Here is a 23,497-nt window from a genome sequence, read left to right as displayed (position 1 = left end):
ATGCTGCCTGTGGACGAAATACGCCTCAACTTCAACCCCGCGTCGCTGGTGGTGCTCAATGTGGTGCTGGGTTTTCTCATGTTCGGCATTGCGCTGGATACGCGCGTGGCGGACTTCAAGCGCGTGCTGCGCATGCCCGGTGCCATGGCGGTGGGCATTGCCGCGCAGTTCATCGTATTGCCTGCGGTGACCTTTGTGCTCACGCTGCTACTCAAGCCCGGGCCCAGCATCGCGCTGGGCATGATTCTGGTCGCCTGCTGCCCGCCCGGCAATGTGAGCAACATCCTCACGCACCGCGCAGGAGGCAATGTGGCGCTGTCGGTGTCGATGACGGCCATCTCCAACGCGCTGGCCATCGTGCTCATGCCGCTCAACTTCGCGTTCTGGGGCGGCATGCACCCCACGGCGGCGCCGCTGCTGCGCAGCATTGCGCTTGACCCGTTGGAGATGGCGGGTCACATCGTGGTGATCATCGGGCTGCCTTTTGTGCTGGGCATCCTGTGCGCAGAAAAGCTGCCGCGCTTCACACAGCGCGTGAACAAGCCCGTGCGCATCCTCAGCTTTCTGTGTCTCATCGGTTTCATCGTGGGCGCGGTGGCGGGCAACTGGCGTTACTTTCTGGACTACGTGGGCCTGGTGCTGCTGGCCGTAGCGTTGCACGATGCGCTCGCCTTCGGCACCGGCTACGCCTGCGCGCGGCTCAGCGGCTTGCCGGACTACGACCGGCGCGCGGTGAGCATCGAGGTGGGCATCCGCAACGCAGGGCTGGGTCTGGTGCTGATCTTCAGCTTCTTTGGCGGGCTGGGGGGCATGGCCGTGGTGGCGGGCGTGTGGGGCTTCTGGGACATCATCGCGGGGCTGTCACTGGCAGGCTGGTGGGGGCGCAGGCCCGCCGAACTACCGGCGGCCGATGCCCGCAAGGAGCTGCGCACATGACCGGCATGGGGTGGAAAAGCCGCCGCATTCTGGTCACGGGCGCAGACGGTTTCTTGGGCCGCAGCGTGGTGGCTGCACTGGCGCGTGAAGGGGTCGGGACCATTGTGGCGACCGATGTGCGCGATGTGCCCGCCGAGCGTCGCCTGCCCGGCGTGACCTATGGGGTCCAAGACGTGCGCGACCCCGGTCTGGCGCAGACGCTGGCAGACACCGCCATCGACAGCGTGGTGCACCTGGCGTCCATCGTCACCCCCGGCAAAGGCTCCAGCCGCGAGTTTGAATATTCGGTGGACGTGCTGGGCAGCCAGAACGTGCTGGATGCCTGTGTGGCCATCGGCGTGACGCAGTTGGTCGTCAGCTCCAGCGGTGCGGCCTATGGCTACCACGCCGACAACCCCGCATGGCTGCGTGAGACCGACGCACTGCGGGGCAACGAGGTCTTTGCCTATTCGCACCACAAGCGGCTGGTGGAAGAGATGCTGGCGCAATACCGCACGCAGCACCCGGCGCTGGCGCAGACGGTGCTGCGCATCGGCACCATCCTGGGCGAGCGGGTGGACAACCAGATCACCGCCTTGTTCGAAAAGCCGCGCCTGCTCGCCATCCGGGGCAGCGAGAGCCCGTTCGTGTTCATCTGGGACGAAGACGTGACCGGTGCCATCCTGCATGCACTGCGCACGCAGCGGGCTGGCTGTTTCAACCTGGCGGGCGACGGTGCCTTGCCCTTGCGCGAGATTGCCCAGCGCTTGGGCAAGCCCGTGCTGGAGTTACCTGCAGGGCTGCTGCGCACCGCGCTGGCCGTGGGCTCCGCGCTCGGCGTGAGCCGCTACGGCCCCGAACAGCTCGACTTTCTGCGCTACCGGCCCGTGCTGTTGAATACCGCGCTCAAGGAAGTGCTGGGCTATGTGCCTGGCAAGACCAGCGCCCAGGCGTTTGACGCCTTCGTCGCTGCCCGGGCGCTGCAGGGCCGCCCCGTAGCTGCGGGCGTGTCCGTGGCGGCCGCATGAGTACGCCCGCGGCCTTGAGCCGTGGCGACCTGTTGCGTGCCCTGGCGGTGGTGGTCATCTGGGGGCTGAACTTTGTGGTGATGAAGCTCGGCCTGCAGGGCCTGAGTCCCATGTTGCTGGGCGCGCTGCGCTTTACGGCGGCATCGCTGCCCTTCTTGTTGTTCGTACCGCGTCCGGCCTTGCCCTGGCGCTTTGTGGTGGGCTACGGGATGGCGCAGGGGCTGGGGCAGTTCGGCTTTCTGTTTCTGGGGCTGCAGCTGGGCATGACGGCGGGCATGGCGTCGGTGGTGATGCAGACCCAGGCGTTCTTCACTTTGCTGCTGGCCGCGCCGTTGCTGGGTGAGCGTGCCAAGCCCTGGCAGTGGGGGGGCTTGTTGCTGGCGTTCGGCGGCTTGATGACCATCGGCCTCGCGCATGGCGAGGGGCCGGGCCAGATGACGCTGGCGGGGTTTGTGCTCACCCTCGGCGCCGCATTCATGTGGGCGGTGTCCAATCTGGTGGCGCGCCGCGCAGCACAGGCCGGGGCGTATGCGCCGTTTCCGTTCATCGTGTGGAGCAGTGTGGTGCCCATTGGGCCGTTCTTTGCGCTGGCGTTCTGGAGCGAGGGCTCCACCGCCGTGTGGGCACAGCTGCAGTCTTTGAACGGCACCGGGTTGCTGGCCGTGGCCTACCTGGCCTTCTTGGCCACGCTGCTGGCCTACACGCTGTGGACGCAGCTGCTGCAACGCCATGCGGCGGGGCGGGTCACGCCGTTTTCGCTGCTGGTGCCGGTGGTGGGGCTGTGGGCGGCTTATGCCTTTCTGGGTGAAACCCCGGCGCCTCTGCAGTGGTTGGGCGCAGCCGCAGTGCTCTGCGGGCTGGTGGTGAACCAGGTGGGAGGCTTGTGGTGGGCCCGGCGTGCGGCAGCTTCCTAGAATGTTCGCTTTCCGCATCGAGGAGACAGGGTGGCTGAGAGCGTGTTTTTGTGGGTGAAGGGGTTGCGGTTTGCGTACCCGGAGTGTGCTGTGCTGGACAACCTGTCGCTGGCCTGGCCCCCGGGCCTGGCTCTGGTGCGGGGTGATGAAAGCACCGGCAAGACCACGTTGCTGCGTCTGCTGGCTGGCGAGCTGACGGCGCAGGCTGGCAGCATCACGCTGCAAGGGGTGGACCTGAACCAGTCCGCCAAGGCCTCGGCACCACGGGTCTTCTGGTCGGACCCGCGATCCAGCGAGTGGGACCCGCTCACTGCCAGGGGTTGGCTCGACAGCCTGCCCGCACGCTACCCTCAATGGGATGTGGCAGCCTTGGTGGAGCACATCGACGGGTTCAGCCTGTACGAGCATCTGGACAAGCCTTTCTACGCCCTGTCCACCGGCAGCAAGCGCAAGGTGCTCATGGCAGGGGCCTTGGCCTCGAATGCACCACTGACCTTGATCGACGAGCCTGTGGGCGGGCTGGACAAGCCCTCCATTCGCTATCTGGCGCAGGCGCTGGCATCCCAAGCGGCCAGACCAGACCGCCTGACCGTGGTGGCGCATTACGAAGCCCTGCCCGATGTGCCCTGGGGCTCGGTGCTGGATCTGTAAGAACCTGTTCTAAGGCGTTATGAGGTGGTAGAGGGCGCCTTGGGGGCATGTGCTCTGGGGTCGGCCGTGTAGGCAGGGTCTGCCGTAGACTGCGGTGCTGACCGTTCCCCCTCACATACGCCTCACCCTGCAAGGACCGTCCCATGGATGCGCTGCTATTTGTTCCGGTTGCCATCGCCATCTCGCTCACCCCGGGGCCCAACAACTTCTGTGGCCTCAACAACGGCATCCGCGCAGGCGTGGGCCCCGCGATGATCGCCACGGTGGGCCGGGCAGCGGCGTTCGCGATCTTTCTGACGGTGTCTGCGGTGGGGCTGGGGGCGATGCTGCTGGCGTCCGAAGCGGCGTTCACGGCGGTGAAGTGGGTGGGGGCTGCCTACCTGTTCTGGCTGGGCTGGAAGGCCTGGCACAGCCGCGAGTTCAGCGGCCTGGCGCTGGAGGATGCACCTGGCAGTGGCCAGGCATCGGGTCAACAGGCCCAGTTCCATCTGCGTGCTCTCATTGCGCAGGAGTTTTTGCTGGGCATCACCAACCCCAAGGCGATCATCCTGTTCGCGGCGATCTTTCCGCAGTTCATCGACCCCGCGCAGCCTGCCGCGCGCCAGTTTCTGGTGCTGGGCTCCATCTATCTGGGCAGCGAATTCGTCTCGACGGCCGTTTACGCCAGCTTCGGGCGCCAGATCCGCCGCTTCATCCGCACCTCGCGCGGTGTGGCCCGCCTGAACAAGGCCACCGGCGGTTTCTTCATGGGTGCTGGCGGCCTTCTGCTGGCCACCAACCGCTGATTGCTGCCCCCTGGCGGGGCTGAGCCGATACATCGGTAAACCCCGCCCAAAGCGCGCGTAAATCCCCGGTAAAGGGTACCCGCCGGGCGGCAGCCCCGGGGGGTGCGCTGGCTACCATACCCGTTCGCTCATTCCTCGTTGCGCCCCACCATGCCCCTGAACCGTTCGTTGACCCGTCCACAGAGGCCCGCAAGATTGCAGTCTGGCAAGCTGCGCTGGATCTCCGCGTTGTTACTGGCCTCCGTGGCGCTGGCTGCGGTGGGAGGTGGTGCCTGGTGGTGGAAACAGCGCCAGGATGCAGCGGCCGCGGCCAGCGCTGGCGGTGCCGCCACGGGGCCCAACGCGGCGCGCAAGCCCGGCAGTGGGCCCGGGCGCTTTGGCGGCGGCAACGTACAGCCCGTGTCGGTAGGCACCGTACAGCGGGGTGATGTGCGGGTGGTGGTGAGCGCCATCGGCACCATGAGCGCCCGCGCCACCGCCGTGGTGCGCGCCAAGGTCGGCGGCGAGCTGACGTCGGTGCGTTTCAAGGAGGGTGACGAGGTGCGTGCAGGCCAGGTGCTGGCCGAGATCGATGCGCGCAGCTACCAGGCGGCGCTGTCGCAGGCACAGGGCACGCTGCAGCGTGACCAGGCGCTGCTCAAGAATGCGCAGCTCGACCTCAAGCGTTATCAGGACCTGCTGGCGCGCGACTCCATCGCCAGCCAGCAGGTGGACACTCAGGCCGCACTGGTGCGGCAGCTGGAAGGCACCGTGGCCTCGGACCAGGCGCAGGTGGACGCCGCGCGCCTGCAACTGAGCTACACCCAGGTCACCGCACCATTTGCCGGCCGCCTGGGCTTGCGCCAGGCGGACCGGGGCAACGTGGTGGGGCCGAGCGACGCGAACGGCATCGTCACCATCAACCAGGTGCGGCCCATCGATGCAGCGTTCTCCGTGCCCGAGGCGCACCTGCCCCAGATGCGTCGCCGCATGGCCGCAGGCGAAGAGCTGAGCGTGGAGCTGTGGGACCGCGACAGCCGCCGCCAGCTGGCCAAGGGCCGTGTGGTGGCGCTGGACAACGCCATCGACAGCGCCACCGGCACCATCAAGGTCAAGGCCGCTTTTGCGAATGAAGACGGCGCCCTGTACCCCAACCAGTTCGTCAACGTGCGCCTGCAGGTCAACCTGCTCCAGGGCGTGCTGACTGTGCCGGCCACGGCCGTGCAGAACAACTATGTCTACCTGGTGCAGGAAGACAGTACCGTGACCCAGCGCCGCATCCGCGTGGGCGTGACCGACGGCGACCGGGTGAGCGTCGAAGGCGAGCTGCGCGAGGGCGAGCAGGTGGTCACGGACGGCATCGACCGCCTGCGCGAAGGCGCCAAGGTCGCGGTTATCGATGCCGGTGCCGTCACCCGCGCCGACCAGGCGGCCCAGGACCAGGCCGCGCAGCGCCGCGCCTTCATGGCATCCCTGCCCCCCGATGTGCGTGAAAAGCTGCAGAAGATGAGCCCCGAAGAGCGCCGCGCCTTCTTGCGCGAGCGGCGAGCGCAGATGGGCGCGAGCGGCGCAGCGGCTCCAGCGTCGGCGGCGTCTGCTGCAGCCTCTTCGGCGTCGGGTGTGGGTGCTCCCGCCGCTGCCCCGCAGGCCTCTGCTGCGCCACAACAGCAGCGCAGCGAAGCACCACCCAGAGCAGCTGCACCGCAAGCATCCCCAGGCGTTGCAACGCCCGCCGCCCCCGCAGCGCCTGCAGACCGTAGCTCTGAACCCCCGCGGGGCATCCCTCCGCAGGTGAAGGCACTGCTGGACCAGATGCCCGCCGACGAGCGCGCCCGCGTGATGGCAATGCCGCAGGAGGAGCGCCGTGCCTACATCCGCGAGCGGCTGCAACAGCAGCCGCCGTCCCAGGGTGGCGCAGCCAGCCCGGCGCGCTGAGCGCAGCGGCACCCCGGTTTCTCCCCTGCCTGTCTTGCCAGCGCACTCGCCGCCATGAACCTGTCGCGCCTTTTCATCCTGCGCCCCATCGCCACTGCGCTGCTGATGGTGGCCATCCTGATCGCGGGGCTGATGGCCTACCGGCTGCTGCCCACCTCGGCCCTGCCCGAGGTGGACTACCCCACCATCCAGGTCACCACGCTGTACCCGGGCGCGAGCCCCGATGTGATGACCTCCAACGTCACGGCCCCCCTGGAGCGGCAGTTCGGCCAGATGCCGGGGCTGTCGCAAATGTCGTCCACCAGCTCGGGTGGGGCTTCGGTGATCACGCTGCGTTTTGCGCTCGACATGGCGCTGGACGTGGCCGAGCAACAGGTGCAGGCAGCCATCAACGCGGGCAGCAACCTGCTGCCCAGCGACCTGCCCATGCCGCCGCTGTACAGCAAGGTCAACCCGGCCGATGCGCCCATCCTCACGCTGGCCATCACCTCGCCCTCGCTGCCCGTGATCCGCGTGAACGACCTGGTGGAAAACCGCCTGGCACCCAAACTCTCGCAGGTGCAGGGCGTGGGCCTGGTGGCGATTGCGGGCGGTCGCCGCCCGGCTGTGCGCATCCAGGCCAACCCCACGGCATTGGCGCAACTGGGCCTCACGCTGGAGGACGTGCGCACCTCCATTGCGGCCGCCAACGTCAAACAGGCGAAGGGCGGCTTCGACGGCCCGGCCCGTGCCTCCACCATCGATGCCAACGACCAGTTGCAGTCGGCGGCCGAATACCGTGACCTCATCATTGCCTTCAAGAATGGCGCTCCCGTGCGCCTGAAGGACGTCGCCGAAACGGTCGACGATGCCGAGAACACCCGCCTCGCCGCCTGGGCGGGCACGGCAGACACCGGGGCCAAGCCCGGCGTGATCCTCAACATCCGCCGCCAGCCCGGCGCCAACGTGATCGACACGGTGGACCGCATCAAGGCCCTGCTGCCGCAGCTGCAAAGCACCTTGCCCGCGTCGCTGGATGTGCAGGTGCTGACGGACCGCACGGTGACGGTGCGCGCCTCGGTGCGCGACATGCAGGTGGAGCTGGGCCTGGCCGTGCTGCTGGTGGTGGCGGTGATCTTTGTCTTCCTGCGCAGCCCCTCGGCCACGCTGATCCCGAGCGTGGCCGTGCCGCTGTCGCTCATCGGCACCTGTGGGGTGATGTACCTCGCGGGGTTCTCCATCAACAACCTCACGCTGATGGCGCTGACCATCTCCACCGGCTTTGTGGTGGACGATGCCATCGTGATGATCGAGAACATTGCCCGCTATGTGGAAGAGGGCGAGGCACCCCTCGCGGCTGCGCTCAAGGGCTCGCAGCAGATCGGCTTCACCATCATCTCGCTCACCATCTCGCTGATCGCCGTGCTGATCCCGCTGCTGTTCATGGGCGATGTGGTGGGCCGGCTGTTCCACGAGTTCGCGATCACGCTGGCCGTGTCCATCCTGATCTCGGCCGTGGTGTCGCTCACGCTCACGCCCATGCTGTGCGCGCGCCTGCTGCGCCACACGCCCGAGGAGAGCCACGGCCGCCTGTACCGCGCCACGGGACATTTTTTTGATCGCACCATCGCAGGCTATGGCCGCATGCTGGGCTGGGTGCTGAACCACCGGGGCACCACCTGGCTGGTGTTTGCGGCCACCCTGGCGCTCACCGTGGTGCTGTATCTGTTCATCCCCAAGGGCTTCTTTCCGGTGCAGGACACTGGCACGCTGCAGGCCACCACCGAGGCGGACCAGTCGATCTCGTTTGCTGGCATGGCCGAGCGCCAGCAGGCCGTGGCCGAACGGCTGCTGCAAGACCCCGCCGTGCGCAGCGTCTCGTCGTTCATCGGCGTCGACGGCGCCAACACCACGCTCAACACCGGCCGCCTGCTGATCGACCTGCAGCCGCATGCACAGCGCGACAAGGCCGGTGTGGTGCAGCAGCGCCTGGCCGAGCGCGTGCAGAACCTGCCGGGCATCCGCCTCTTCATCCAGCCCGTGCAGGACCTGACGATTGAAGACCGGGTGGCGCGCACGCAGTACCAGTGGCTGCTGTCATCGCCCGACATGCAGCAGCTCACCACCAGCACCACCGAGCTGCTGCGCAGCTTGCGCGCCTTGCCCGAGCTGACGGATGTGGCCAGCGACCTGCAGGACCAGGGCCGCCAGGCCTATGTGCAGATCGACCGCGCCCAGGCCAGCCGCCTGGGGGTGACGGTGGCGGGCATCGATGCCGCGCTGTACAACGCCTTTGGCCAGCGGCTGATCTCGACCATCTTCACGCAGTCCAACCAGTACCGCGTGGTGCTGGAGGTGGCGCCACAGTTCAAGGTGGGGCCCGAGGCGTTGCAGAGCATCTATGTGCCGTCGAGCACTGGTGCGCCGGTGCCACTGTCATCGGTGGCGCGCATCGAGGAGCGCAACATGCCGCTGGTGGTCAACCACGTGGGCCAGTTGCCCGCCGCCACCATTTCGTTCAACACCGCGCCGGGGGTGTCGCTGGGCAACGCTGTGGCGGCCATCGAGCGCGAGAAGGCCGCCGTGCAGGCCGAGGGGCAGTTACCGCTGTCGGTGGAGACGAGCTTTCAGGGGGCGGCGCTGGCGTTCCAGGCGTCGCTATCGAACACGCTGCTGCTCATTCTGGCGGCGGTAGTCACCATGTACATCGTGCTGGGCGTGCTGTATGAGAGCACGGTGCACCCGGTCACGATCTTGTCCACGCTGCCCTCCGCTGGGGTAGGGGCGTTGCTGGCGCTGATGGCGGCGCGGCTGGACCTGGACATCATTGCCATCATCGGCATCGTGCTGCTGATCGGCATCGTGAAGAAGAACGCGATCATGATGATCGACTTTGCGCTGGAGGCGCAGCGGGACGAAGGCCTGAGTGCGCGAGATGCGATTTATCAGGCGTGTCTGCTGCGGTTCCGGCCCATCTTGATGACGACGTTGGCGGCCTTGCTGGGGGCGTTGCCGATGATGTTGGGGACCGGGGTGGGCAGCGAGTTGCGGCATCCGCTGGGGGTAACGATGGTGGGCGGGCTGATCCTGAGTCAGTTGCTCACGCTGTTTACGACCCCGGTGATTTACCTCACGTTTGAGGGGTGGGCGCAGCAGTGGCGTGGGCGGCACGTCGAGGTGGCGTGATGGCGTCTTCGGGTTGCGCTTTTTCATTTGCCGTTCGGGCTGGCCGTGTTGAAGCTTTGGCGTGCTGGTTTGACAAGCATGCTCGGGTTCAGGGTGGAGGCCGGGAGTCGCCCGGCGAGCGAGTAACTTTCTTTTGCTTCGTCAAAAGAAAGTCACCAAAGAAAAGGCGACCCCCAGTCTGCGACCCCTTCGCTGGGCGAAGGGGCAAACCCGCGTCGGGGCTGTTGCGGGGTGCGCCGTGGAACTCACTGCGCTGCGTTGCAGCTTCGTTCAGACATCCACGGCGAGTCAGTTCACGAGGCATGGGCGCTTCGACGCCCATGCTCACCCCGCAACCGCCCCGCCGCAGGCGCAGCCAGCAGGGGTGGGACAGCCGAACATCCATTCGGGCCATCGCTGCGCTCGGCCCGGCCTGCGCAGCGCGCGGCGCCTGCGCCGGCGAGTTGGGGCCGAGCGAAGCAAAGGCCTGCGTGGCTGTTTGGCTCCCTTTGCCCCTCCGGATGCGCCGAGGAGCGCAGGGTTTGGCGGATCAGGGCTCACGATTGTCTGAGCGAAGCGAGTTCGAGCGAGACCCCGCCAAACCCGAGCACCGCAGGTTGCCCCGTAGCGAAGCGCAGGGGACGCAGACAGTGGGGTCGCCTTTCTTTTGGGTACTTTTCTTTGGCGAAGCAAAGAAAAGTGCCTCGCCTGCCGGGCGACTCCCGGCCTCCGCCCTCGACCAAGGCATGCTGCCCAATCAGCGCACGCAGCCAGAAACTACAAAAACAATAGCAGCGAGCGCATATCCCACTAGCGCATCCAGCCAAAAACACCCCAAAACCACCCGGAGAGCCCACCCATGAGCCTCTCCGCCCCTTTCATCCATCGCCCCATCGGCACCATGCTCCTCACCCTGGGCCTGGCCCTGGCGGGTGCGGTGTCGTTCTTCCTGCTGCCCGTGGCGCCGCTGCCGCAGGTGGACTACCCCACCATCTCGGTCAGCGCCAGCCTGCCCGGTGCCAGCCCCGACACCATGGCCGCCACCGTCGCCACGCCGCTGGAGCGGTCGCTGGGCGCCATCGCGGGTGTCACCGAGATCACCTCGCGCTCCATTCTGGGCAGCACCTCCATCACGCTGCAGTTCGACCTGGACCGCAACGTGGACAGCGCAGCGCGCGATGTGCAGGCCGCCATCAACGCCGCGCGCACGCTGCTGCCCACGGGCATGCCCAGCAACCCGACCTACCGCAAGGTCAACCCGGCCGACTCGCCCATCATGATCCTGGCGCTCACGTCGGACCTGCTCACACGCGGGCAGATGTACGACGCGGCCTCTACCGTGCTGGCGCAAAAGCTCTCGCAGGTCGAGGGTGTGGGCCAGGCCACGGTCAGCGGCGGCGCGCTGCCTGCAGTGCGTGTGGAGCTGGACCCGGTGCGGCTCGCATCCAATGGCATCTCGCTGGAGCAGGTGCGCAGCGCCATCGTCAGCACCAACGCCAACCGCCCGCTGGGCGCGGTGGAGCGGGAAGACCACTACTGGCAGGTGGCCACCAACGACCAGGCCCGTGTGGCGGCCGACTACGCGCCCCTGGTGCTGCGCTGGAAGAACGGGCAGGCCGTGCGCCTGCAGGACGTGGCCGACGTGGTGGACTCGGTGCAGGACGTGCGCAACTTCGGCGTGGCCAATGGCAAGCCGGCGGTGCTGCTGCAGGTGTACAAGCAGCCCGGCGCCAACATCCTCGAAGCCGTGGAGCGCGTGCGCTCGCTGCTGCCCGCGCTGCAGGCCTCCATCCCGGCGGCCATCGACATCGAGGTGGTGTCCGACCGCACACCCACGCTGCGGGCTTCCGTCAAGGAGGTGGAGCGCGCGCTGCTGATTGCCGTGGCGCTGGTGGTGCTGGTGGTGTTCCTGTTCTTGCGCAACGGGCGTGCCACGCTGATCCCCAGCGTGGCGGTGCCGGTGTCGCTGGCAGGCACGTTTGGCGTGATGTACCTGGCGGGCTACACGCTCGACAACCTCTCGCTGATGGCGCTCACGGTGGCAACCGGCTTTGTGGTGGACGATGCCATCGTGGTGCTGGAGAACATCATGCGCCACATGGAGCGGGGCAAGACCGCGCTGCGGGCGTCGCTCGACGGTGCGCGCGAGATCGGCTTCACGGTGGTGTCGATGAGCATCTCGCTGATTGCGGTGTTTGTTCCCATCCTGTTCATGGGCGGCATCGTGGGGCGGTTTTTCCGCGAGTTCGCCATCGTCATGTCCTCGGCCATCCTGGTGTCGATGGTGGTGTCGCTCACCACCACGCCCATGATGTGTGCCGCGCTGCTCAAGCCCCACAGCCCGGCAACGGCGCGGCGCAGGGGCTGGGCTGCGGCCTTCAGCCATCGGATCGGTCGCTGGGTGGATCGTATGCAGGTGCGGGGCATGCGCCTGTACCGCCGCAGTCTGGCCTGGTGCCTGCGCCACCAGCCCGTGGCCCTGCTGGCGCTGGTGTGTGTGGTGGGGCTCAACGTGTACCTCTACACCGCCATCGATAAGGGCTTCATGCCCGAGCAGGACACCGGGCGCATCTCGGGCTTCATCCGGGCCGACCAGGCCACGTCCTACCAGGCCATGGAGCAGCGGCTGCAGCGTTTCCTGTCCATCGTGCAGGCCGACCCGGCCGTGGAGCATGTGACCGGCTTCACGGGGGGCTGGCAGCGCAATGCGGCGCAGATGTTCATGACCCTCAAGCGTGGGCCCGGGCAGGAGAGTTCGGAGGCCGTGATAACGCGGCTGCGCGAGCAACTCAAGAACGAGCCGGGCGCGCGCCTGTTCATGGTGCCGCAGCGTGACATCCGCATTGGCGGGCGGCAGAGCGGTGCCTCGTTCGACTACACCCTGCAGGCCGACGACATTGGCGACCTGCGCACCTGGGAGCCACGCATCCGCCAGGTGCTGAGCCAGCTGCCCGAGCTGGAGGACGTGAACAGCGACGTGCAGGACTTTGGCCTGCAGACCTCGCTGGTCATCGACCGCGATGCCGTGACCCGGATGGGCCTGACCATGGCGCAGATCGACGCCACACTCAACAACGCCTTCGGCCAGCGCCAGGTGGGCGTGATCTACAACCCGCTCAACCAGTACCGCGTGGTCATGGAGGCCGCGACGCGCTACCTGCAGAACCCCGAGACGCTGCGCGGATTTTTCTTCGTCAACAGCCAGGGCCAGCAGATTCCGCTCACAGCGTTTGCGCGCATCACCACCACCAATACGCCGCTGTCGGTCAACCACGACCGGGGCACGCCCGCCAGCAGCATCAGCTTCAGCCTGGCGCCGGGGGTGTCGCTGTCGCAGGCCACCGAGGCGGTGAACAATGCGGTGGCCGAGCTGGGCGTACCGGTGTCGGTGCGCGGCTCGTTCAGCGGCACGGCGGGGGCGTTCCAGGACGCGCTGGCGGGTCAGCCGTTGCTGATCCTGGCAGCCATCATCACCATCTACCTGGTGCTGGGCATGTTGTACGAGAGCCTGGTGCACCCCATCACCATCCTGTCCACGCTGCCGTCTGCGGGGGTGGGCGCGTTGCTGGCGCTCATGCTGTTCAAGACCGAGTTCTCGCTCATCGCACTCATTGGCGTGATCCTGCTGATCGGCATCGTGAAGAAGAACGCGATCATGATGATTGACTTTGCCCTCACGCGGCAACGCCAGCAGGGGCAGCCGGGCCGGGCGCCTGTCACAGCCGCGCAGGCCATATACCGCGCATGCAACCTGCGGTTGCGCCCCATTTTGATGACCACCGTGGCCGCCATCTTTGGGGCACTGCCACTGGCCCTGGGGCGGGGCGATGGTGCCGAGCTGCGCCAGCCGTTGGGCATTGCGATTGTGGGCGGCCTGCTGGTAAGCCAGTGGCTCACGCTCTACACCACGCCGGTGGTCTACGTGGCGCTCGACCGGCTACGTGCGCGCGTGCTGCGCGCGGTGGGGCGGCGCCGCAAGCCAGCGGGCGCCGTGCCTGCGGCCCCGGTGGTATTGCAAGGAAACGACGGATGACCTCTTTCATTTTTTCACGTCGGGTCGCCTGGCCTGCGCTGGTGGCCAGCGGCCTGTGGCTGGCAGGCTGCGCGCAGACGCCGCCGTACGAGCGGCCCAGCATGGACATTCCGGCCGCTTACAAAGAGCAGGCCGCCGCCCAGGCCCAGGGCATCTGGAAGCCCGCGCAGCCGCGGGCCTCCACCGCCTTGCCCGAGACCTGGTGGACCGTGTACGGCGACGCTGTGCTGGACCGCCTGCAGCAGCAGGCCGAGGCCCACAGCCCCACACTGGCGCAGAGCGCTGCCCGCCTGCGTGCGGCCCAGGCGGCTGTGACCAGCAGTGGTGCTGCGGCCTTGCCCACCGTGGGGGCCAATGCAAGCAGCAGCCGCGCGCGCAGCGGCACGCAGCTGAGCAATCAGGGGGATGGCAGCAGCACCGCGCGCATCAGCACCAGCCATTCGCTGGGCCTGTCTGCCAGCTGGGAGCTGGACCTGTGGGGCCGCATCTCTGCCGGGGTGAGTGCGGCGCAGGCCAGCGCCCAGGCCAGCGCCGACGACCTGGCCGCTGCGCGCCTGTCGCTGCAGGCTGCCGTGGCGCAGACATATTTTTCGCTGCGCGCGGCCGAGGCCCAGGCTGCGCTGCTGGGCGAGACGCTCAAGGCCTACGACCGCAGCTGGGAGCTGACGCGCAACCGCCAGGCGGCCGGTGTGGCGTCCAGCGCCGATGTGGCGCAGGCGGAGGCGCAGTACAAGTCCACCCAGGTGCAGCTGCTGGAGGCCCAAACCACGCGCAGCCAGCTGGAGCACGCGCTGGCGGCGCTGCTGGGGCAGGCGCCTGCTGCCTTTGCGCTGGAGCCCACCGCCACGTTGCCCGCACCGGCTGACGTGCCCCAGGCCTTGCCGTCCGACCTGCTGCAGCGCCGCCCCGATATTGCCGCTGCAGAACGCCGCGTGGCCGCGGCCAACGCGCAGATCGGCGTGGCGCGCGCGGCGTATTTCCCCACGCTCACGCTGTCGGCAGCGGGTGGATACCGCGGGGCGTCGCTGGCCGACCTGTTCAGCGCGCCCAACCTGTTCTGGTCGCTGGGGCCTGCGCTGGCGGCGTCGATTTTTGATGGCGGCGCGCGCAGTGCCGCCGTAGAGACGGCCCGCGCCAACCACGCGCAGGTCACGGCCGCCTACCGCCAGACGGTGCTGACCGCGCTGCAGGAGGTGGAGGACAACCTCACGGCCGCCGCTGCGCTGGCGCAGGAGGAACAATTGCAGCGCGAGGCCACCGCGGCCGCCCAGCGTGCGCTGGACGTGGTGGAGAACCAGTACCGTGCGGGCACCGTGGGTTACCTGAATGTGCTGGCGGCCCAGACCACCGTGCTGTCGTCACAGCGCAGCCTGATCGACGTGAAGAGCCGCCGCCTGACGGCGGTGAATGCGCTGTTGAAGAATGTGGCTGGGCGCTGGGAGGCGCTGCCGCCCGCTTGAAGCCCACGTCAGGCCCCTACATGGCCTTGAACAGGTGCGCGTAGAGGCGGCTCACCGGCAGCCGCTCGGGCCGCCCGCGCAGGCTGATGTGCTGCTTGCCCGCCTCGTCGCGCGTGACGGTGGCAATGGCCGTGGCGCGCACCAGGGTGCTGCGGTGCACCTGCCAGAACTCCTGCGGGTCGAGCTGCTCGATCAGCTCCTTGAGCGCGGTGCGGATCAGGTATTCACGCTCAGCCGTGAGCACGCGCACGTACTTGTCGGCCGCCTCGAAGTACACAACGTCCGCCACCGGCACCATGTGGATCTGCGTGCCATGGCTGGCCTGGATCACGCTCAGCCGCGTTGCGGCAGTGGCGGGCGCGGCGGCGGGTGCAGTGCCCACGCCAGGAGCGCCCAGCAGCGCGCGCAGCTGGGCCATGGTGGCTTCGAGTTCGGGCGAGGGCAACGCCGCCGAAGGTGCAGCGGGTGGTGCACCGGTTGCTGCAGCGGCTGAGGCGCGCTGGGCCAGCAGGCCCTGCACCTTGGCCACGGTGCGCGCCAGCCGGTCGGCCTGGATGGGTTTGAGCAGGTAGTCCACCGCCTGCGCTTCAAACGCCTGCACGGCGTACTGGTCGTAGGCCGTGGCAAACACCAGCGCCGGAAAGGGCATGTCATCCGGCCATGCGTCGGCCAGTTCGGCGGCCGCCTCGATGCCGCTCTGGCCGGGCATGCGGATGTCGAAGAACAGCACGTCGGGCCGCAAGTCCAGCGCCTGCCGCACCGCCGAGCGGCCGTCGCCCACCAGGGCCACCACTTGCAGCTCTGGCCATGCGTGGGCCAGGTCCTGCTGCAGGGCAGCGGCCAGCAGCGGTTCGTCTTCGGCAATCAGGGCACGCGGGGCTCGCTCTGTCATGGTGTGGCGGAAGATTTCAAGGGAAATGTGACGGTAGCGCTAGTGCCATTTGGCTCTATTGCTATCAATTCAAGAGCGCCTGCAGCGCCGTGCAGCGTGGCCAGACGCTCGCGCACCTGGGCCAGGCCAAAGCTCTGGCCGGGGCCTGGCACGGGCAGGCCCGCCCCGGTGTCTTGTACCTCGATGACCAGCAACAGGCCTTGGGAGCTTGCCTGGGTGCTTGCACGCACGGTGATGTGGCCGCCTTCCACCTGGGGCTCCAGCCCGTGGCGGATGGCGTTTTCCACCAGCGGCTGCAGCAGCAGGGGCGGCACCGGCACATCGCGCAGGGCATCGGGCAGGTCCAGGGTGTAGGCCATGCGTGGGCCCATGCGCACGGCCATCAGCTCCAGATAGTCGCGCAGGCGCTCAAACTCCAGCGCCAGCGGGTGTTGGGTGCTGCGCGATGCGCTGAGCGTGGCGCGCAGGTAGGCAATCATGCGGTCCAGCATGTGCTGCGCCCGGGCCGGGTCGGTGCCGATGAGCACGCGCAGGTTGGCCAGGGTGTTGAACAGCATGTGAGGTTCCAGCTGGGTCTCCAGCAGCTTCAGGCGCGATTCGCTGGCGTGCATGCGCGCCTCGGCCATCTTGCTCTCCAGGTAGGCCGACTTGTTGACGGCGTAGAAGTAGAACGTGCCCACCAGCCCCGCAATGGCCGTGATGAGGATGGACGTGCGCTGGTCTGCACCGGAGATCAACGCCCCCGGCGGGTAGAAGTGAAAGTAGTGCACGCACAGCGCGTCGGCCAGCAAGGTGCCCGCCAGGTAACCCACGACGATGCCCACCAGGACCAGCGCAATGCCCTGCCAGCCGTGTGGCCAGCCCGTTTCGGCGGCGGAGGGTATCAACTCCCGCCCCAGGTCGATGATGGCCCAGGTGAAGGTGCCGATCAGCACCGAATACACCACGGGCGGCCCATAGGGCTTGTCGGGCATGAACGTGCACTGGATGGTGGCCACGACCAGTGTGAAGGCCACCACCTGCAGGTAGTGCCGCAGCTTGCTGACCCCGTTGAACTCGTGGCGCAGCTTCATGGCCGGTCTTGGCGGCGCTGCAGGGCCTCGCGCTCGCGCTGCACCATGCGCTCGCGCAGGCCGCTGCCGGAGCCCAGCAGAAACACCGACACCCCATGCAGCACCAGCCCCAGCCCCCAGCCCAGCAGCGGGTACACCGACCACGGGCGTGTGCCAAACGCATAGCGCGACATGGCAAAGATGAGGGCGTTGACCAGCACGAAGGCCATCGCATGCAGGTACCAGCCCAGCTTGGCGTTGGCGCGGCGGCGGGCGAGTTGGTCGAGGTCTTCGGGTGTCATGGGCATGGAGCTTTGCATTCTAGGCGGCTCAATGGGCGCAGCAACGCGTCCGCACGGGTGCTGTCATGGGCGTGGCGTGAGTGAGACCGGCTTGAGCGGCTGCAGGTGCTTGGCAAAGAATGCCACGGTGCTTGCGTCCACCTGCGGCAGTACGCTGCGGTCAAAACCGGGCGGGTCGCCCAGCAGCGCGCGGGTCAGGTCGTTCATGCGGTCCAGCGGTGGCATGGGCGACAGCATGATGCCGTGGCTGCCGTCCTGGAGGTCGGCAATGTGCGTGCAGCGGTCCTGGCACGCGGCCAGCACGGCATTGCTGTGAAAGCGTGGAATCTGGTTGACGTCCTTGCCCGCAGTGATGAGCCCCAGCGCGATGCGGGGGGTAGTCAGGCTGTCCATGTCGAAGTCGGCCGCAAACGGCACCACGGCCACCGTGGCCGCCACGCGCGGGTCGGTGTGTGCATACAGCGTCTCGTCGCCAAAGCGGTGGCGGATGATGGTGATGGCCACGGCCTTCTTGATGCCGTCCAGCCAGTTGCCGTGCAGGCGGGTGGTGAAGCCGACGCAGGACGAAAAATCCTCCGCCAGATGGGCCTCGCAGTGCTGCTTGAAGCGGGCGGGAGACCATTGCCCCCCGGCAAACACCAGGGCGGTGTGGCCCCCGGCCGAACCACCGAACACGCCCACCTTGTCCAGCGCCAGCAGCGGCGCCAGGCGCGCGTCCTGTGCGACGGCATCCACTGCGCGGGAGACCTCGGCGGGGCGGCGCTTCCAGCTCTCCGGGCCGGGGGTGGAGTGGTCTTTGTAGTTGTCGCCGGCATGCTCGGGCAGGGCCACCACAAAGCCGGCCTGCGCCAGTGCACGGGCCAGGTCGGTGTGCACCCAGGGGCTGCCGCCTGAGCCGTGCGACACCACCACCAGACGGCCGTTGCCCGCCACGGGTGTGCCCTGCCAGGCCAGCTGCAGCGCAAAAGGGCCGCGCTGCACGGGCTGGTCGGCCTCTTGTGCCGGATAGAACACCGTGACGGGGCCGTCGCCCTGTTGCCCGGGCAACTCTGCGAGGCCCACGCCTGCATGGGCGGGGCTGGCCGTGATGACGGCTGCGGCCAGCAAGGCCAGGCACCAGGCCATCCAGGTTTTTGTCATGGCCGTGTTTTTGTCGGGAGGAGTCATCATCAGCCGATCAGCGGGGGTTTTGTGCAGCAGCCAGTCGGTCGCGTTCCGCCTGCACCATGCGCTCGTGCAGGTCGCTGCCACCCGCAAGAACGAACACCACCACGCCATGGATGGCCAGGCCGATGCCCCAGCCCAGGGCCGGGAACACCGCCCAGTGCCGCCCGCTGCCCACCGACAGTGCGACCAGCAGCAGATTGACGAGCAGGTACACGCTGGCATGGATGTACCAGCCCATTTTGGCCCCGGCACGGCGGCGTGCCAGACGTTCGAGGGGATCGGAAGTGAAGGTGTGGTGGCGCATGGGAGGCTCCTGTGCTGAGGGATCGTTACGGGGGGGCTCAGGCGGTGGCGGGTGATGGGGCCAAGGGGGCGCTGCGTTGCACCAGTTTCCACAGCCGCAGCGCGCGGGCCGCAAACAGACCGTTGAACACGCCATACAGCGCAGCGATCTGCAGTGCAAAGCCACTGTCGCGTGCCAGGGCGGGTTGCAGGGCCAACTCCACGCCCACGAGGTATTTGGTGAGGAAGATGCCCAGGATCAAGGCCAGCGGCATGGCGCTGCCCGGAATGTAGAAGCAGCGTGACTTGCTTTCGTACAGCGTGCCCTGGGGCGCGGCAGGTTGCAGCCACAGCGCCACGCTGGCGATGAACATGGCGGCCACCAGCCAGGCGACCACCGGCAGCAAGGCCTGGCCAGCGCCGCCAAAGGCCGAGGCGATGCCATACACCGACAGGCCGGTCATCGCCACCGGCATGACCATGGCCCGCACCAGGCTCACGTTGCGGGCCAGCAGCTGGCTGCCGCCCAGCCAGAGCAGACCGGCCAGCAGGGCCCAGACCCAGTAGGGAGTGTTTTCGATGATGCGACCCAGCATCTGGGGTTGTTGGACAAGGAGGTTGAGCAGCATGGTGGTCGTCCTGTTGTAAACAATGAATGGAGGGGTTGGGTCAGATCAGTCCGAGTGCGGACCAGACCGTGTGGCCCAAAAAACGGTCGGGCAGCAGCGTGAAGCCGCCAGCCACCACACAGGCGCCGATGTAGGTGCGTTGCATCATCTTGCGGTGGCCGACGATGTTGCGGCGGGCGAGGAACACAAAGGCCATGGCCAACATGCCCAGGGTGACGGGGATCAGCAGGTGAATCAGACCGATGCTGCCCCAGCGCGGGCCGGGGCCGCCGGTGATGAAGAGGGCTGACACGGCGGTGGCCACCATCAGCGTGACCCAGGCGTAGCCGGCCGCGCGGTGCAGGCGGGGGCGCTGCGTGGCCCCTTGGCGGGCCCACAGGGCAATGGGGCCGATGGCAACGGCCGCCAGCGCGGCTGCAAGATGGATGGCGATGACGGGGGTGATTTGCATGGCGGGGCTCCTGGCGGGTTCGATGGAGCGAACTGTGCCGATGCCCTTCCCGGGGCGCCACAGCCCTGCGACGAAATGCAGCCCACCGGGCGTGAAATGCCGCCACGCGGAGTGAGTGGTGGGCGGATTGGGCCGCCAGAAGCAACGCGGCGGGCGTTTTGCCAGGGGGGCTGGAGCCCACGGCGGATAATCCCGCACCTATTTGCAAGGAGTGCGCGTGGACGTTGTATTGCTGGTCAAGGCCGCCATCATGGGGGTCGTCGAGGGGTTGACGGAGTTTTTGCCCATCTCTTCCACCGGGCACCTGATCCTGGCCGGGTCGCTGCTGGGGTTTGACGATGCCAAGGCCAAGGTGTTTGACATTGCCATCCAGACGGGCGCCATTTTTGCGGTGATTCTGGTGTACTGGGCCAAGATCCGCTCCACGCTGGTCGCCTTGCCCACCGAGCGCCAGGCCCAGCGGTTTGCGCTCAACGTGTTCATCGCCTTCGTGCCTGCCGTGGTGCTGGGGCTGCTGTTTGGCAAGGCCATCAAGGCACACCTGTTCACACCGGTGGTCGTGGCCAGCACCTTCATCATTGGTGGCTTCATCATCCTGTGGGCCGAGCGGCGGCCGCCCTCGGCCACCCGCATCCACAGCGTGGACGCAATGACGCCGCTCGATGCCATCAAGGTCGGCCTCGTGCAGTGCCTGGCCATGATTCCTGGCACCAGCCGCAGCGGCGCGACCATCATCGGAGGCATGCTGCTGGGCCTGTCGCGCCAGGCGGCGACGGACTTTTCGTTCTTCCTGGCCATCCCCACGTTGATTGGCGCCGGGGTATACAGCCTGTACAAAGAGCGCGCGCTGCTGTCGGCGGCCGACATTCCGCTGTTTGCCACGGGGCTGGTGTTCTCCTTCCTCAGCGCGTGGCTGTGTGTGCGCTGGTTGTTGCGCTACATCAGCAGTCACAGTTTTGTGCCGTTTGCCTACTACCGCATCGTGTTCGGCGTCATCGTTCTGGTGACCGCGTGGACCGGCTGGGTGCAGTGGGCCGACTGATAATCGGGCCATGCGTTTCATTACCGGTCGGGTCTCCTTTCCCTTGATTTCCTTGCGGGCGCTGGCGCTCGCCGGCTTGTCGGTCAGCCCCTGGGTGGGTGCCCAGGGCTTGCCAGAGGCGGCCAGCACCGAAACCACGGTATCCGACAAGGCAGAGAGCCAGCAGGCTGCGGCTCCCAAATTCAACTACGCGATCGGCGCCATCGTGGGCAGCAGCCCCGACTACGCCGGGGGCGATGGCCGCAAGAACAGCCTGCGGCCCGCCTGGGCCATCGAGTACGGCCGGTTTCGCCTGAGCACTTCGCGCGGCAGCGCCTTCATGGGCCACGGCCTGGGACCCCGCGAGTCCGGCGCCAGCGCCACGCTGGCGCAAAGCGACCGCTTCAGCCTGAGTGCAGCCTTGCGCATTGACAAGGGCCGTGACGGCTCGGATGCCCCCATCCTGGTGGGGTTGCCGTCAGTGCGGTCCACCCTGCGGGCACGGATCAGCGCGGGCTATGCCATCACGGACCGCTGGGCCGTGGGGGCCGGGGTTTCGCAAGACATCTTGGGCCGCGACGGTGGCGCGCAATGGTCTACCAGCATTGGCTACACCTGGCCCGTGACGGAGCAGACCAAGGTCAGCTTCGGGGCGGGCGCGAGTTTTGGGGACCGCACCTACGTGCGGGGGCATTTTGGGGTGCCGGCCGGTGGCAGCAGCCCCTTGCCTGCGTTCGAGCCACGCGGCGGGCTGTACAGCGTAGATGCCGGGGTGGAGGTGATGACGGCGCTCAACCGGCACTGGGTGGTGCTGGGCGCGGCCCGCGTGTCGCAGCTGCAGGGCGATGCGCGCCGCAGCCCGTTGACCGTGCAGCCGGTGGGCTATTCGGTCTCTGTGGGGCTGGCCTACCGGTGCTGCCGCTAGGCACATCCGCTGTAGCAAGGGTTCAACGGGAGCGGTTGTGCCTGGCGAAAGTGCTAAGCTGCCGCTCACAGACAGTTACGCCCAGGCGGCCGCACCCCGTGCCATCACCGTGTCGTGGTGTGTGAAGCTGCCCCTCCGCTGATCCTCTCCCCCACTGGGGTATTGCCGCATGACGCCAGAAGCGCCCGAGTTGTCCACGCACCCGGAGACCGCCCGCCAAAAGGTGTGGTCCAAGGCGGACCTGCTTGATGTGATCACCCGCAGCGCAGGCGCCACCATGGCTGTGATCGACCGCAGCCTGTCGATGATCTATGTGAACGAAGAATACGCGCGCTGGTTCGGCACCGTGCCGGAGGAGCTGGTCGGCAAGACACTGGTGGAGGTCTATGGCGAGCAGGACTGCGCCCGGTTCATGCCGTTTGTGAACCGCGTGCTCAACGGCGAGCGGGTGCAGTACCAGCGCATGCTGCGCACGCCCTACGGCTTTGACGAGTGGCGCACCATCTGCCTGACGCCCTGGCACAACCCGCAAGGCGCGATTGACGGTTTCATCACCACGGCGCTGGACGTGCACGAGCTGCAGGTCACCATGAATGCGCTGCGCGCGGCCAACCAGCGCCTGTCTTCCCACATGGAGAACAGCCCCCTGGCCGTGGTGGAGATGGACCACCAGCTGCAGCTGCTGCATTGCTCGCAGCGCGCGGTGCAGCTGCTGGGATGGCTGCATGTGGCGGGACTGGAAGGGAGGCTGCTGACGGACCTGCTGGCCCCCGCCTCGATGGACGACAGCCTGCAGCAGGCGCTGCAGCGGCTGCAGTCCGGCCAGGAGTCCCAGAACCGGGCCGAAACCTGTTTTGTGCGCAGCGATGGCACAGAGGTGCACTGCGAGTGGTTCAACTCTGCCCTGACGGACGCCGACGGCCAGGTGACCTCCATCATGGCGCTGGTGCAGGATGTTTCCGCCAAGATCCAGATCGCGCGGCAGCAGCACTACCTGGCCAACCACGACTCACTGACCGGGCTGCTCAACCGGGCCGCGTTTCAGGGGCGGCTGGAGCAGTCGCTGCTGCATGCGCGGCACACCGAGGGGTCGGTGGCTCTGTTGTTCATTGACCTCGACGGTTTCAAGCACGTGAACGACGCCGAAGGCCACCGCGCGGGCGACGAGGTGCTGCGCATCGTGGCCCAGCGCATCGCCAGCACGGTGCGCGCGGGCGACACCATGGCGCGGCTCGGGGGCGACGAGTTTCTGGTGATGCTGGACCACGAGGTGACGCGTGAAGTCACCGATACCATCGGCCACCGCATCATCGACGCCCTGCAGCAGGGCATGACGGTGGACGGGCGCGAGCTGCGCATTGGCGCCAGCATTGGTGTGGCGGTGTACCCTCCGCTGGAGGGAGACATCGACGCGCTGATGAACCGTGCCGACCAGGCCATGTACGCTGCCAAACGGGCGGGTAAGGGCCGTCTGCATTACGCGTTGACGGCCTGAGCCCTTTTCCTCCCTCTGCGCCCCCGCAGAGCAGGGGCGCGGTATCACGGCAGTCGGATGCTTTGCTGGAAGTGGAAGAAGTTGCCGGGGTCGTAGGCCGCCTTGATCCGCTGAAGCTGCGGGTAGGCCGGGCCCCAGTAGGCGGAGGCAAAGTCGGCCAGCCGCGCATCCGGGTAGTTCTGGTACACGTGGCCGTTCAGTAAGGGCCGCACGAGCTGCATGAAGCCGTCGAGCCAGGCTTCCATCTGGGCGCGCTCCGCCGGGTTGCGCCAGAACACATCCACCACCAGGTCGGCGTCGACATTGCGATGCACAAAGGCGCTGTCGGCCACCGGGTAGCGGTTGATGGCGCCGCCATAGGGCTCCAGATAGGCCAGCGACCAGGGGTTGGGCGACGTCTTGAAGTAGTCGATGATGCGCTGCCAGTCGGCGGGCGA

At 67.5% G+C, this 23,497-nt stretch carries 20 protein-coding genes; 12 read left to right on the top strand and 8 right to left on the bottom strand.

What is annotated here, in order from left to right:
• From IB236_RS07915 to IB236_RS07875, 9 genes are all read left to right on the top strand, one after another.
• Nucleotides 1-936 (top strand): bile acid:sodium symporter family protein, encoded by a 936-nt coding sequence (locus tag IB236_RS07915; protein ID WP_192419942.1) that lies wholly within the window; start codon nucleotides 1-3, stop codon nucleotides 934-936.
• Nucleotides 933-1,943 carry an SDR family oxidoreductase gene (locus IB236_RS07910; RefSeq protein ID WP_192419941.1) on the top strand — a complete coding sequence of 337 codons (1,011 nt, stop codon included), beginning with the start codon at nucleotides 933-935 and terminating at the stop codon, nucleotides 1,941-1,943. Before IB236_RS07915 ends, IB236_RS07910 begins: the two co-directional genes overlap by 4 nt.
• A complete protein-coding gene (locus IB236_RS07905) occupies nucleotides 1,940-2,857 on the top strand; it encodes an EamA family transporter (protein WP_192419939.1) in 918 nt (305 codons plus the stop codon). Before IB236_RS07910 ends, IB236_RS07905 begins: the two co-directional genes overlap by 4 nt.
• A gap of 30 nt (nucleotides 2,858-2,887) precedes the next feature.
• Nucleotides 2,888-3,508, top strand: a complete 621-nt coding sequence (locus tag IB236_RS07900; protein ID WP_192419937.1) for an ABC transporter ATP-binding protein — start codon at nucleotides 2,888-2,890, stop codon at nucleotides 3,506-3,508.
• Between the two features lie 143 nt (nucleotides 3,509-3,651).
• A complete protein-coding gene (locus IB236_RS07895; RefSeq protein ID WP_116747667.1) occupies nucleotides 3,652-4,293 on the top strand; it encodes a LysE family translocator in 642 nt (213 codons plus the stop codon).
• A 150-nt stretch (nucleotides 4,294-4,443) separates the two neighbouring features.
• Nucleotides 4,444-6,207: an efflux RND transporter periplasmic adaptor subunit gene (locus tag IB236_RS07890; RefSeq protein ID WP_192419935.1), complete on the top strand. Its 1,764-nt coding sequence runs from the start codon at nucleotides 4,444-4,446 to the stop codon at nucleotides 6,205-6,207.
• 54 nt (nucleotides 6,208-6,261) lie between these two features.
• Nucleotides 6,262-9,372: an MdtB/MuxB family multidrug efflux RND transporter permease subunit gene (locus tag IB236_RS07885; RefSeq protein ID WP_192419933.1), complete on the top strand. Its 3,111-nt coding sequence runs from the start codon at nucleotides 6,262-6,264 to the stop codon at nucleotides 9,370-9,372.
• Between the two features lie 838 nt (nucleotides 9,373-10,210).
• Nucleotides 10,211-13,384, top strand: coding sequence for an efflux RND transporter permease subunit (locus IB236_RS07880; RefSeq protein WP_192419931.1), 3,174 nt, complete (start codon nucleotides 10,211-10,213; stop codon nucleotides 13,382-13,384).
• Nucleotides 13,381-14,844, top strand: a complete 1,464-nt coding sequence (locus IB236_RS07875) for an efflux transporter outer membrane subunit (protein WP_192419929.1) — start codon at nucleotides 13,381-13,383, stop codon at nucleotides 14,842-14,844. The genes IB236_RS07880 and IB236_RS07875 overlap by 4 nt, the downstream gene beginning before the upstream one ends.
• Nucleotides 14,845-14,860: 16 nt before the next feature.
• On the opposite strand, the gene IB236_RS07870 is transcribed toward IB236_RS07875, so the two are convergent.
• Genes IB236_RS07870 through IB236_RS07840 form a run of 7 tightly spaced genes read right to left on the bottom strand, consistent with a single transcriptional unit; the run spans nucleotide 14,861 to nucleotide 19,619 of the window.
• Nucleotides 14,861-15,736 carry a LytTR family DNA-binding domain-containing protein gene (locus tag IB236_RS07870; protein ID WP_121942309.1) on the bottom strand — a complete coding sequence of 292 codons (876 nt, stop codon included), beginning with the start codon at nucleotides 15,734-15,736 and terminating at the stop codon, nucleotides 14,861-14,863.
• On the bottom strand, nucleotides 15,733-16,809 hold the full coding sequence (locus IB236_RS07865) for a sensor histidine kinase (RefSeq protein WP_192419927.1): 1,077 nt from the start codon (nucleotides 16,807-16,809) through the stop codon (nucleotides 15,733-15,735). Before IB236_RS07865 ends, IB236_RS07870 begins: the two co-directional genes overlap by 4 nt.
• Complete coding sequence (locus IB236_RS07860) at nucleotides 16,806-17,096, bottom strand: 2TM domain-containing protein (protein WP_056748347.1); 291 nt, start codon at nucleotides 17,094-17,096, stop codon at nucleotides 16,806-16,808. The genes IB236_RS07865 and IB236_RS07860 overlap by 4 nt, the downstream gene beginning before the upstream one ends.
• 57 nt (nucleotides 17,097-17,153) lie before the next feature.
• A complete protein-coding gene (locus IB236_RS07855) occupies nucleotides 17,154-18,230 on the bottom strand; it encodes an alpha/beta hydrolase family protein (RefSeq protein WP_370539898.1) in 1,077 nt (358 codons plus the stop codon).
• Between the two features lie 37 nt (nucleotides 18,231-18,267).
• Nucleotides 18,268-18,561, bottom strand: a complete 294-nt coding sequence (locus IB236_RS07850) for a 2TM domain-containing protein (protein ID WP_192419925.1) — start codon at nucleotides 18,559-18,561, stop codon at nucleotides 18,268-18,270.
• Nucleotides 18,562-18,598: 37 nt separating this feature from the next.
• Nucleotides 18,599-19,168, bottom strand: a complete 570-nt coding sequence (locus IB236_RS07845) for a DUF6622 family protein (protein ID WP_192419923.1) — start codon at nucleotides 19,166-19,168, stop codon at nucleotides 18,599-18,601.
• Between the two features lie 40 nt (nucleotides 19,169-19,208).
• Nucleotides 19,209-19,619, bottom strand: a complete 411-nt coding sequence (locus tag IB236_RS07840) for a DUF2306 domain-containing protein (RefSeq protein WP_192419921.1) — start codon at nucleotides 19,617-19,619, stop codon at nucleotides 19,209-19,211.
• A gap of 217 nt (nucleotides 19,620-19,836) precedes the next feature.
• On the opposite strand from IB236_RS07840, the gene IB236_RS07835 reads away from it, so the two are divergent.
• The 3 genes from IB236_RS07835 to IB236_RS07825 all read left to right on the top strand — a co-directional run bounded on the left by IB236_RS07835 (nucleotide 19,837) and on the right by IB236_RS07825 (nucleotide 23,060).
• Nucleotides 19,837-20,661: an undecaprenyl-diphosphate phosphatase gene (locus tag IB236_RS07835; protein WP_056067100.1), complete on the top strand. Its 825-nt coding sequence runs from the start codon at nucleotides 19,837-19,839 to the stop codon at nucleotides 20,659-20,661.
• Nucleotides 20,662-20,671: 10 nt separating this feature from the next.
• Complete coding sequence (locus tag IB236_RS07830; protein ID WP_056067039.1) at nucleotides 20,672-21,565, top strand: MipA/OmpV family protein; 894 nt, start codon at nucleotides 20,672-20,674, stop codon at nucleotides 21,563-21,565.
• Between the two features lie 169 nt (nucleotides 21,566-21,734).
• Nucleotides 21,735-23,060, top strand: coding sequence for a diguanylate cyclase domain-containing protein (locus IB236_RS07825; protein WP_192419919.1), 1,326 nt, complete (start codon nucleotides 21,735-21,737; stop codon nucleotides 23,058-23,060).
• Nucleotides 23,061-23,104: 44 nt separating this feature from the next.
• Here IB236_RS07825 and IB236_RS24300 read toward each other — a convergent pair whose 3' ends face one another.
• Nucleotides 23,105-23,281 carry a BBE domain-containing protein gene (locus IB236_RS24300; protein ID WP_225581062.1) on the bottom strand — a complete coding sequence of 59 codons (177 nt, stop codon included), beginning with the start codon at nucleotides 23,279-23,281 and terminating at the stop codon, nucleotides 23,105-23,107.
• Nucleotides 23,282-23,497: the final 216 nt, after the last annotated feature.

It is taken from the genome of Acidovorax sp. ACV02 (assembly GCF_014851475.1).
In the GTDB taxonomy this organism is placed as follows: Bacteria; Pseudomonadota; Gammaproteobacteria; order Burkholderiales; family Burkholderiaceae_C; genus Acidovorax; species Acidovorax delafieldii.
This window is presented reverse-complemented; position numbering and strand designations above follow the sequence as displayed.